The sequence below is a fragment of the Pantoea sp. WMus005 genome (assembly GCF_013415305.1).
In the GTDB taxonomy this organism is placed as follows: domain Bacteria; phylum Pseudomonadota; class Gammaproteobacteria; order Enterobacterales; family Enterobacteriaceae; genus Pantoea; species Pantoea rara.
This window is the reverse complement of the sequence record NZ_JACBXU010000002.1, coordinates 443,586-455,217: the sequence shown is the minus strand read 5'-3', so window position 1 is coordinate 455,217 and position 11,632 is coordinate 443,586. Positions and strand designations below refer to the sequence as shown.

Sequence of the window (11,632 nt, the reverse complement as noted above, 5' to 3'; positions counted from 1 at the left end):
TGTTAATCTGTTTACAAAAATACAACATAATCCACTACGGCTATTCTGCCCGCTCAGGCTCCCGCATCAGCCAGTCAGGTCAGCTGATCAGGTCTCTCAGCAGCTTACCGCATTCCACTCAGACAGAAGCATGATGGCGTCAGCTTAACCGCGATTTTAACGAAATGATTCAGTGAAATAGATAACTGGCAGGAATAGAAACGGCAGGTGTCTGGCGTACAGCTGAGGGGGATTCAGGAGGAAAACAACACCAGGTCGGATATCAGCCTGGTGATCGTCACGCGTCAGAGGATTACAGCGTCGTTTTCATTTCCCGTAGTGATACCGGCCAGTCCCCCGGCCAGACATAGTGATCTTTCAGAATTCGCGCACTGTAGTCGAGACAGATTTTCACCGGCAGGTTGGGATAGATTCGCTCCATCTCCTGCACCAGCGCTTCACTGTTGTTGACCTTATGCAGCGCCCTGATGAAGTCTTTGATGTAGGTGCGGGTAAAGCCAATCGCCGACGGGCTAAGCGTGGGCGTGGTTCGTGAGTGGCCAGGGATGAGCACTTTTGGCGCCAGCGCTTCCAGCCTGTCCAGGCTTTCCATCCATTTCTCCATGCGCTCCGGCGTGCGCATATCGGCAATCCAGACGTGTACGTCAGCGAAGACTACATCGGAGACGATCAGCGTTTTCGTCGAGGGGATCCAGAGCGGAGTCACCCGGATGCAATCGCCGCTGAGATCGCTCAGAATTTTAATCGCCTGCCCTTCCAGCCAGATCGTGTCCTCTTCCAGTTCAGTAATCGAAAACGTCGTGCTGGTCACTACTGATAAAAACCTTCGTCGATAAATCCATTTTTCGTCCTCGCACGTTACACGTCAGAAGCAACAAGACAGAGATTGCTATTCAGAAGAGGTCGTCATGACCTCTTCTGATTTTTTGTTAATTTTTCAGGTTAGCGGGGAAATCGGCTGGCAGTTCGTTCGGCGGACAATCAATCACGCTTTCGTTATTTTCACCCACATCACGAATCACAGTTAGCGTCGCGAACTCATCAATCACTTCGGTTGGATAAGCCGGGCCTGCTTCACGGTAGCTTGCCATCTCGTCCAGATGATCATTCTGGAAGCAGACGGTTTTTTCCGGGTTGTTCATTACCCAGCGAGGGAAGAAGATGGTGCCGTGGAAGATTTTATCAGCCAGATTGACTGCCAGACTGACATCGGTACCTGTAGGTTCGGTCCAGGATACTTTATAGACATCATGCGCCAGACGAACCACATAGACGTGCTGATTTTTAACCCAGCGATTACCCACCATGCCACTGTGAATACGGTAGTCGATGGTGCTGGCATTTTTAATGTAGAGCTCGTAGTTCCAGCCGTTGTCATAGGTGTAAACCAGATGTTTACCGACGATGCCTGACAGGTCATGTTTATCAAAAGTGCTCATGGTTAATTCCTCATGTGTTTTCCTTGAGGTGATTATTGCGCGTTACAAAAGCGATGAATAACGCTATTTTTAACGCTAAATAATTCATTTTTTAAATGAGTCATCATGTATAAGACAACCCTCGAACAGTGGTATCTGCTGGATGCAGTCGTGAATGAAGGGAGTTTTGCGCTGGCAGCGGAGAAGAACAATCGCAGCCAGTCCTCACTGAGTTATCAGCTGGGCCTGTTACAACAGCGACTGGGTTTGACACTCTTACAGCAGGAGGGCCGCCGCGCTGTCCTGAGCGCAGAGGGACATCAGTTACTCGCGCAGGTGCGTCCGCTGCTGGAGGGATTCGGCGCGCTTGAGGCGCAGGCCAATGCACTGCAACGCGGCGAGCGGTCGCGCATCGATCTGATGGTCGATGCGACGCTGCCTAAACCCTTGCTGTTTGATGTGCTTCAGACCTTTCAGCAACGCTATCCGCATGTGCGTATCTGGTTTAGCGAAATCGTGCGAAGCGAAACGCCTGACAGACTGGCGGAACATCAGGCCGATCTCTGGCTGGTGGCGCAATACGGTGACACTCCATTAGCAGGCGAAAGCCTGATGAGTGTCGATTTCGTCGCCGTCGCCCATCGCGACCATCCGCTGCACCGCGAATCCGCCCCGCTTAATGCTGCTACGCTGGCACGCTGGCCCTGCATTACCATTCTGGATCGTCAGCAACAGCAGCAGTCAGAGGTCAATGGCGATCAGGCAGAGAACTGGTCATTCACGACGCTGTCAGCCGCCATTGAAGCGGTGCAGCATCAGTTAGGGTATGGCTGGCTGCCGGAACAGAATATCGCTGCGCTCTTAGAGAGCGGTGAGCTCCGTCCCCTGCCACTGCTACAGGGCCGCCGACGCAGTAGCTCGCTGGTGATGCATATAAATGAAGAGAGACTGCCCGGCAATAGCGCCATTGCCGCACTGGCGCAGATGTTTATTGAACGGTGGCGTCCTGGGAGGCGCGCGGATAAGCAACAAAACAGCGTGGTTTATGCCCTCTCACGCGGGGAACACTCTAATTTATCGTTCTGATTATTAAATACTTACTGGCACCCAAAAACCCTGCTGAATCTAACGCTCTGATTTTTCCCCACCTCACACCGAATCCCGGCACCAGAATCCAGCCGAAAAAAAAGCCCCCATAATGGGAGCTTTCTTTTTAACAGCGGCAGAAACTTATTTCTTCTTCGCTTTCGCGTTAGGCAGATCGGTGATGCTACCTTCGAAGATTTCTGCAGCCAGACCAACTGACTCATGCAGGGTCGGGTGAGCATGGATGGTGAGCGCGATATCTTCCGCATCACAACCCATCTCAATCGCCAGACCGATTTCGCCTAACAGCTCGCCGCCGTTCGTGCCGACAATCGCGCCACCAATAATACGGTGCGTCTCTTTATCGAAAATTAGTTTGGTCATGCCGTCTGCACAATCAGAAGCGATAGCACGGCCAGAAGCAGCCCACGGGAAGGTGGATGTTTCGTAGCTGATGCCTTTCTCTTTCGCTTCTTTCTCGGTCAGACCGACCCAGGCAACTTCTGGCTCAGTATAGGCAATTGAAGGGATCACTTTCGGATCGAAGTAGTGCTTCAGACCGGAGATCACTTCTGCCGCAACGTGGCCTTCATGCACACCTTTATGCGCCAGCATTGGCTGACCAACGATGTCGCCGATAGCATAGATGTGTGGCACGTTGGTGCGCATCTGCTTGTCGACGCGGATGAAGCCGCGATCGTCCACTTCCACGCCCGCTTTACCGGCATCCAGACCTTTACCGTTTGGCACACGACCGATAGCTACCAGCACCGCGTCATAACGCTGCGCTTCGCCTGGTGCTTTTTTGCCTTCCATTGAAACGTAAATGCCATCGTCTTTTGCTTCAACGGCGGTCACTTTGGTTTCCAGCATCAGGTTAAATTTCTTGCTGATTTTCTTAGTAAAGACTTTCACCACGTCTTTATCTGCAGCCGGGATAACCTGGTCGAACATCTCAACCACATCGATCTCTGAACCCAGCGCATGATAAACCGTCGCCATTTCCAGACCGATGATGCCGCCGCCCATAACCAGCAGACGCTTCGGCACTTCTTTCAGTTCCAGCGCATCGGTAGAATCCCAGACACGTGGATCTTCATGTGGAATGAATGGCAGCTCGATTGGACGTGAACCCGCAGCGATGATGGCGTTATCGAAGTTGATGGTGGTCGCGCCGCCTTCTCCTTCAACCACCAGGGTGTTAGCACCGGTGAATTTGCCGAGGCCATTAACCACGGTGACTTTACGACCTTTTGCCATACCTGACAGGCCGCCAGTCAACTGGTTGATAACCTTCTCTTTCCAGCTGCGAATCTTGTTGATATCAGTAGATGGCTGGCCAAACACAATGCCGTGCTCTTCAAGGGCTTTCGCCTCTTCAATCACTTTAGCAACGTGCAGCAGCGCTTTAGATGGGATACAACCGACGTTCAGACACACACCACCGAGGGTGCTGTAACGCTCTACCAGTACGGTTTCCAGACCTAAATCCGCACAACGGAAGGCTGCAGAGTAACCTGCAGGACCTGCCCCAAGTACCACGACCTGGGTTTTAATCTCTGTACTCATCATGACCTCTTAATTGATATCCGGCGGGTCAGACTTTCTTATAATGCCCTTGTTCCACCGGGACTTTCACCGCAAGAGTTTACAGAATTGTTAACAAACTGCCAACAGCGGCGCGACGAATCGTTGCAGGAAGGCCGGCATACGCCGGCCTTCTTTACATTTACATAACTAAACGACGAATGTCAGACAACATATTGCCGATGATAGTGATGAATCGCGCACCATCAGCACCGTCGATTACGCGGTGGTCGAAGGAGAGAGAAATCGGCATCATCAGACGCGGCGTAAACTCTTTTCCATTCCACACCGGCTCCATCGCCGACTTAGAGACACCCAGAATAGCCACTTCCGGCGCATTAACGATTGGCGCGAAGTGCGTGGTGCCCAGGCCGCCAAGGCTGGATATGGTGAAACATCCGCCCTGCATGTCGCCTGCTGTCAGCTTACCGTCACGCGCTTTCTTCGAAATCGCCATCAGTTCACGCGACAGCTCGGTGATGCCTTTCTTGTTCACGTCCTTGAAGACCGGAACAACCAGACCATTTGGCGTATCAACCGCCACACCGATGTTGATATATTTTTTCAGCGTCAGTTTCTGCGCATCTTCAGACAGTGAGCTGTTGAAGCGTGGCATCTGCTCAAGCGCCGCCGCGACCGCTTTCATGATGAACACCACCGGGGTGTACTTCACATCCAGCTTACGTTTCTCTGCTTCAGCGTTCTGCTGCTTACGGAAAGCTTCCAGATCGGTGATATCGGTTTTGTCGAAATGCGTAACGTGCGGGATCATCACCCAGTTACGGCTCAGGTTCGCGCCCGAAATTTTCTGGATACGACCCAGTTCGACTTCTTCGATTTCCCCAAACTTACTGAAATCAACTTTCGGCCATGGCAGCATGCCAGGCAGACCGCCGCCGCTGGCTGCAGCAGGTGCTGCTTCAGCGCGTTTCACGGCCTCTTTCACGTAAGTCTGCACGTCTTCTTTCAGAATGCGACCTTTACGGCCGGTGCCTTTGACTTTCGCCAGGTTCACACCGAACTCGCGCGCCAGGCGACGGATCACCGGGGTGGCGTGAACGTAAGCATCATTCTCGGCGAACTCACCTTTGCTCTCCGCTTTAGCTGGGGCGGGTGCCGCGGCTTTCGCTTCAGATTTGGCAGCAGGCGCCGGTGCGGCTTCCTGTTTCGCAGCCGCAGGGGCAGCCTGAGCAGCACCTTCAACTTCGAACACCATGATCAGTGAGCCGGTGCTGACTTTATCGCCAGTCGTAACTTTCAGCTCTTTGACAGTCCCCGCAAACGGTGCCGGGACTTCCATTGAGGCTTTGTCGCCTTCCACCACGATCAGTGACTGCTCAGCTTCAACTTTGTCGCCCACTTTGACCAGGATTTCGGTGACTTCAACTTCATCACCACCGATATCCGGGACGTTGACTTCTTTTGCGCCCGCAGCCGCGGCAGGTGCTGATGCCGCTTCTTCTTTCACTTCTGGCTTCGCGTCAGAGGCCGGTGCTGCGCCTTCTGCTTCAAAGACCATGATGGCTGAACCGGTGCTGACTTTGTCGCCGGTCGCAATGGTGATCTCTTTGACCACACCCGCGAACGGTGCCGGGACTTCCATTGAGGCTTTATCCCCTTCCACCACGATCAGTGACTGCTCGGCTTCGACTTTGTCGCCAACCTTAACCAGAATCTCAGTGACTTCAACTTCGTCACCGCCGATATCCGGCACAGCCACTTCTTTGCTGGCAGTGGCCGCAGCAGCCGCTGGCGCAGGTGCCGCGTCCGCTTTTTTCTCTTCGGCGGGTGCAGGTGCCGCTTCAGCAGCACCTTCAGCATCAAACACCATGATCAGCGAGCCGGTCTCAACTTTGTCACCGGTAGAGATTTTAATCTCTTTCACAACGCCAGCCTGTGGCGACGGCACTTCCATTGAGGCTTTGTCGCCTTCCACGGTGATCAGCGACTGCTCGGCTTCCACCTTGTCGCCAACTTTCACCAGAATCTCGGTGACTTCAACTTCGTCAGACCCGATATCCGGAACCTTAATTTCGATAGCCATTACTCTATTACCTCTTAAGCCAGACGCGGGTTAACTTTATCGGCATCGATACTGAATTTGGTGATCGCGTCTGCAACCACTTTCTTCTCGATCTCGCCGCGTTTAGCCAGCTCACCCAGCGCGGCAACCACCACATAAGATGCATCAACTTCAAAGTGATGACGCAGGTTCTCACGGCTGTCAGAGCGACCAAAGCCATCGGTACCCAGTACGCGATAATCGCTGGCCGGGACATAGCTACGAACCTGCTCTGCAAACAGTTTCATGTAGTCGGTTGAAGCAACAGCCGGTGCGTCGTTCATCACCTGAGCGATGTAAGGTACGCGCGCTTCTTCTGTCGGATGCAGCATGTTCCAGCGCTCACAATCCTGGCCATCACGCGCCAGTTCGGTGAACGAGGTCACGCTGTAGACATCAGAGCCGATACCGTAATCTTTCGCCAGGATCTGCGCAGCTTCACGAACGTGACGCAGGATAGAACCTGAGCCCAGCAGCTGCACTTTACCTTTGCTGCCGTCTACCTTTTCCAGCTTATAGATACCCTTACGGATACCCTCTTCAACGCCCTGCGGCATTGCTGGCATATGGTAGTTTTCGTTCAGCGTGGTGATGTAGTAGTAAACGTTCTCCTGCGCTTCGCCATACATACGCACCAGACCATCATGCATGATGACGGCCACTTCATAGGCGTAAGAAGGATCGTAAGAGATACAGTTCGGGATAGTCAGAGACTGAATATGGCTGTGACCATCTTCATGCTGCAGACCTTCGCCGTTCAGGGTCGTACGGCCTGAGGTGCCGCCGACCAGGAAGCCGCGCGCCTGTTGGTCGCCCGCCAGCCACATCAGATCGCCGATACGCTGGAAGCCGAACATCGAATAATAGATGTAGAACGGAATCATCGGCAGGTTGTTCGTACTGTAAGAGGTCGCCGCAGCCAGCCAGGATGAACCTGCGCCCAGCTCGTTGATCCCTTCCTGCAGAATCTGGCCTTTCTCGTCTTCTTTGTAGTAGGCAACCTGCTCGCGGTCCTGCGGGGTGTACTGCTGACCGTTCGGGCTATAAATACCAATCTGACGGAACAGACCTTCCATACCGAAGGTACGCGCTTCATCGGCGAGGATCGGAACCAGACGATCTTTGATCGACTTGTTCTTCAGCATCACGTTCAGGGCACGTACAAAGGCGATGGTGGTAGAGATCTCTTTGTTCTGCTCATCCAGCAGCGCACTGAACTCTTCGAGTGCTGGCATTTCCAGCTTCTCAGTGAACTTCGGCTGACGTGTTGGCAGGTAGCCGCCTAACTTCTCACGCTGACCGTGCAGATAAGCATGCTCTTCTGAGCCTTTTTCAAAGGTCACGTATGGCAGTGATTCAATCTTGTCATCAGCAACCGGCACGTTGAAGCGATCACGGATATAGCGTACGCCATCCATGTTCATCTTCTTCACCTGGTGGGCAATGTTTTTGCCTTCCGCGGTGTCGCCCATACCATAACCTTTGATGGTATGCGCCAGGATCAATACTGGCTTACCTTTGGTGTCCTGCGCTTTTTTCAGCGCCGCGTAGATTTTCTTCGGATCGTGGCCGCCACGGTTCAATGCCCAGATTTCATCATCGGACATATCTTTAACCAGCGCAGCGGTTTCCGGATATTTGCCAAAGAAGTGCTCACGCACATAAGCACCATCACGGGATTTGAAGGTCTGGTAGTCACCATCGACAGTTTCGTTCATCAGCTGAATCAGCTTGCCGCTGGTATCTTTGCGCAGCAGTTCATCCCAGCGTCCGCCCCAGATGACCTTGATCACTTCCCATCCAGCACCAGCAAAGATGCCTTCCAGTTCGTTGATGATCTTGCCATTACCGGTTACCGGTCCATCCAGACGCTGCAGGTTGCAGTTGATGATGAAGACCAGGTTATCCAGTTTTTCACGGGTGGCGATGGTGATCGCACCTTTGGATTCTGGCTCATCCATCTCGCCGTCACCCAGGAAAGCGTAAACGGTCTGAGCAGAAGTGTCTTTCAGGCCACGGTGTTCCAGATACTTCAGGAATTTCGCCTGATAGATCGCCGACAGCGGACCCAGACCCATCGATACGGTCGGGAACTGCCAGAATTCCGGCATTAATTTCGGGTGCGGATAAGAAGAGAGGCCTTTGCCAGCCACTTCCTGACGGAAGTTATTCATCTGATCTTCGGTCAGGCGACCTTCAAGGAACGCACGGGCATAGATGCCTGGAGAGATGTGGCCCTGGAAATAGACCAGATCGCCGCCATCCTTCTCACTGCGCGCGCGGAAGAAGTGGTTGAAGCACACTTCATAAATCGTCGCAGAAGACTGGAAGGAGGACATGTGGCCACCGAGTTCCAGATCTTTCTTGGATGCGCGCAGCACCGACATGATGGCGTTCCAGCGGATTGCGGAACGGATACGACGTTCAAGAGAGGTGTTGCCCGGATAGTCGGGCTCATCTTCAACGGCAATAGAGTTGATGTAGTTGCTGATTGCAGAAGATCCTGCAGCCACTTTTACGCCGCCTTTGCGGGCTGCACCCAGTACCTGATCAATCAGATACTGTGCACGTTCAACACCTTCTTCACGGATGACCGATTCGATCGCCTGTAGCCAGTCACGAGTTTCAATCGGATCCACGTCATTGTGTAAACGTTCTGACATGGGTGTATTCCTTATCTGTGTCTAATACGTTGAATAATCGGGAGCCTGTTAAAGCAGATGCAGGCAGGCTCGTCTGATGTCAGTACGATCTTTGTCGCACATTATTCCTTACGTTGCTGTAAACGACGCAGGGAGCGTTCTCGACGGCTCTGCTCCCGACTTCTGTCCAGCAAGATTTCCTCTATGAACGCCAGGTGACGGTGTGAAGCCTCGCGCGCTTTTTCTGGCTCACGGGCCACAATCGCCTCAAAGATTCTGGCGCGGTGACCGCTCACTTTTGCCAGCATTTCCCGGCGCGAGTAGAGCAATTCGAAATTCTGACGAACGTTTTGTTCCAGCATAGGGCCCATTGAGCGTAGCAAATGTAAAAGCACAACATTATGGGCCGCTTCTGTGACAGCGATCTGATACTGCATCACTGCGTCCGCTTCGGCGTCTAAATCGCCGCTGTCCTGCGCCTGCTGGATATTCAGATGGCAGTCGCGAATGCGCAGCAGGTCTTCCTCTGTGCCGCGCAGTGCCGCGTAATAGGCGGCAATGCCTTCTAAGGCATGACGCGTTTCCAGCAGATCAAACTGTGATTCCGGATGGTCGGCGAGCAGCTCAACGAGTGGATCGCTTAAGCTTTGCCAGAGATTCTCCTGCACGAACGTTCCGCCACCCTGTCGGCGCAGCAGTAATCCTTTGGCTTCTAAGCGCTGGATCGCTTCGCGGAGAGACGGACGTGAGACATCGAATTGTTTGGCGAGTTCGCGCTCAGGCAGCAGCTTCTCTCCCGGACGCAACGTCCCTTCCATAATCAGGGATTCGAGCTGTTGCTCGATAGCATCGGAGAGCTTAGGTTGGCGAATCTTACTGTAAGCCATCATCCCTTCTTATTAAGCCAGGCGTCCGGAGTAAATTGGTAATACCAATTGCAAAGAGGTGCCGGTAAAGTAACAAAGTATTCACCTTGTGTCTATATGGTGTCGGCGACATTCCCCCTGCCCCAAAGCCTGTGCTGGCGCTAACTTGCGGTTAAAAAAATGAAAAAATCGCGTTACCGCAAATGTTAAACAAATGCACTTTTACCAAACCTTACACCTGCTTAGCGCCTGATAAGCACGGCAACCATAAGTGAAAGCTATTCGTCATTACCCGAATTTCATGGCAGAAGTTTTGGGAGGCAGACGTGACCAGGACGGCGTTTTTTCAGTCAAGTCTCAGCACGAAAGGCGAAAGCAGGTGCAAAGCGAATCGCTTATCACTATTCTTGTCGCCAGGGTAGCAAATGGCCGCATTCAGCACGCCAGATACCGTAAAATAATCAATACGTTATTGTAACTCCTTCATTACAGCGAATTCCGCTGCGGACGAAGAATAAAAACATCACGAGGTTTGTATGGAACAACAGCAAGGCGAAGCGCTGAAACGTGGTCTCAAGAACCGCCATATTCAGCTCATCGCGCTGGGTGGTGCAGTGGGAACCGGCCTGTTTCTGGGCAGTGCATCGGTCATTGAATCCGCCGGACCGGCCGTTATTCTGGGTTATGCGATTGCCGGTTTTATTGCCTTTTTAATCATGCGCCAGCTGGGTGAGATGGTCGTGGAAGAGCCGGTTGCTGGCAGCTTTAGCCACTTTGCCTATAAATACTGGGGCAACTTTGCAGGCTTCGCCTCGGGCTGGAACTACTGGGTGCTCTATGTGCTGGTTGCCATGGCGGAACTCACCGCCGTCGGCAAATATGTCCAGTTCTGGTGGCCTGACTTCCCGACCTGGGCGTCGGCCGCCATCTTCTTCGTGATGATCAATGCCATCAACCTGACCAACGTAAAAGTGTTCGGTGAGATGGAATTCTGGTTCGCCATCATTAAAGTGGTTGCGGTCATTGGCATGATCCTGTTCGGCGGCTGGCTGCTGTTCAGCGGTCATGCCGGTCCGCAGGCGACGGTGCGCAACCTGTGGGAACAGGGCGGCTTCTTCCCGCATGGCATCGGCGGTCTGGTCACCGTCATGGCGATTATCATGTTCTCCTTTGGGGGGCTGGAGCTGGTGGGTATCACCGCAGCTGAAGCAGATAATCCGGAAGTAAGCATTCCCAAAGCGACCAACCAGGTGCTGTGGCGAATCCTGATTTTCTACATTGGTTCGCTGGCAGTGCTGCTGTCACTGATGCCCTGGACCCGCGTCACCTCAGAAGTCAGTCCGTTTGTCTTTATCTTCCACGAACTGGGCGATGCCATGGTGGCGAATGCGCTCAACGTGGTGATCCTGACGGCTGCCCTGTCGGTCTATAACAGCTGCGTTTACTGTAACAGCCGCATGCTGTTTGGTCTGGCACAGCAGGGCAATGCGCCGAAAGCGCTGCTGAAAGTCGATCGTCGCGGTGTACCGGTGTTAACGATTCTGGTCTCTGCTGTCGCCACTGCGCTGTGCGTCCTGATCAACTACCTGATGCCAGGCGAAGCGTTTGGCCTGCTGATGTCGCTGGTGGTCTCAGCGCTGGTCATCAACTGGGCAATGATCAGCCTGGCGCATCTTAAGTTCCGTCGTAAGAAAGATCAGCAGGGCGTCACCACCCGCTTTAAAGCGCTGCTCTATCCGGCGGGTAACTGGATTTGCCTGCTCTTCCTGGCAGGGATTCTGGTACTGATGGCGACCACGCCGGGCATGGCGATCTCTGTCTGGCTGATTCCGGTCTGGCTGGTGATTCTGGGTGTGGGTTACTTTATCAAGAACCAGACACAGAAAGCCTGATGCCTGACTACGTGCTGCGACCCTCCAAAGGGGTTGCAGTACGTTCCCGCACCAACCTGCACGCCTTATCTGCCCCGAT

The 11,632-nt window shown here is 53.3% G+C and carries 8 protein-coding genes; 2 read left to right on the top strand and 6 right to left on the bottom strand.

Annotated features, from left to right (window positions below):
- Nucleotides 1–292: 292 nt before the first annotated feature.
- Together HZZ01_RS12345 and HZZ01_RS12340 are read right to left on the bottom strand one after the other, a co-directional pair.
- A complete protein-coding gene (locus HZZ01_RS12345) occupies nt 293–811 on the bottom strand; it encodes a hypothetical protein (protein WP_179897698.1) in 519 nt (172 codons plus the stop codon).
- 118 nt (nt 812–929) lie between these two features.
- The gene (locus HZZ01_RS12340; RefSeq protein WP_179897696.1) at nt 930–1,439 is read right to left on the bottom strand and encodes a phenolic acid decarboxylase; all 510 of its coding nucleotides are present in this window, start codon (nt 1,437–1,439) and stop codon (nt 930–932) included.
- 105 nt (nt 1,440–1,544) lie between these two features.
- On the opposite strand from HZZ01_RS12340, the gene HZZ01_RS12335 reads away from it, so the two are divergent.
- Nucleotides 1,545–2,504, top strand: a complete 960-nt coding sequence (locus tag HZZ01_RS12335; RefSeq protein WP_255434217.1) for a LysR family transcriptional regulator — start codon at nt 1,545–1,547, stop codon at nt 2,502–2,504.
- Nucleotides 2,505–2,648: 144 nt separating this feature from the next.
- On the opposite strand, the gene lpdA is transcribed toward HZZ01_RS12335, so the two are convergent.
- The 4 genes from lpdA to pdhR form a co-directional block, all read right to left on the bottom strand.
- Nucleotides 2,649–4,073, bottom strand: coding sequence for a dihydrolipoyl dehydrogenase (gene lpdA / locus HZZ01_RS12330; RefSeq protein WP_010253950.1), 1,425 nt, complete (start codon nt 4,071–4,073; stop codon nt 2,649–2,651).
- A 160-nt stretch (nt 4,074–4,233) separates the two neighbouring features.
- Nucleotides 4,234–6,135 carry a pyruvate dehydrogenase complex dihydrolipoyllysine-residue acetyltransferase gene (gene aceF, locus HZZ01_RS12325; protein ID WP_179897694.1) on the bottom strand — a complete coding sequence of 634 codons (1,902 nt, stop codon included), beginning with the start codon at nt 6,133–6,135 and terminating at the stop codon, nt 4,234–4,236.
- Between the two features lie 14 nt (nt 6,136–6,149).
- On the bottom strand, nt 6,150–8,816 hold the full coding sequence (gene aceE / locus HZZ01_RS12320; RefSeq protein ID WP_179897692.1) for a pyruvate dehydrogenase (acetyl-transferring), homodimeric type: 2,667 nt from the start codon (nt 8,814–8,816) through the stop codon (nt 6,150–6,152).
- 101 nt (nt 8,817–8,917) lie between these two features.
- Nucleotides 8,918–9,682 carry a pyruvate dehydrogenase complex transcriptional repressor PdhR gene (gene pdhR, locus HZZ01_RS12315; protein ID WP_179897851.1) on the bottom strand — a complete coding sequence of 255 codons (765 nt, stop codon included), beginning with the start codon at nt 9,680–9,682 and terminating at the stop codon, nt 8,918–8,920.
- Between the two features lie 515 nt (nt 9,683–10,197).
- Here pdhR and aroP point away from each other — a divergent pair.
- Nucleotides 10,198–11,553 (top strand): aromatic amino acid transporter AroP, encoded by a 1,356-nt coding sequence (aroP, locus tag HZZ01_RS12310; RefSeq protein ID WP_179897691.1) that lies wholly within the window; start codon nt 10,198–10,200, stop codon nt 11,551–11,553.
- Nucleotides 11,554–11,632: the final 79 nt, after the last annotated feature.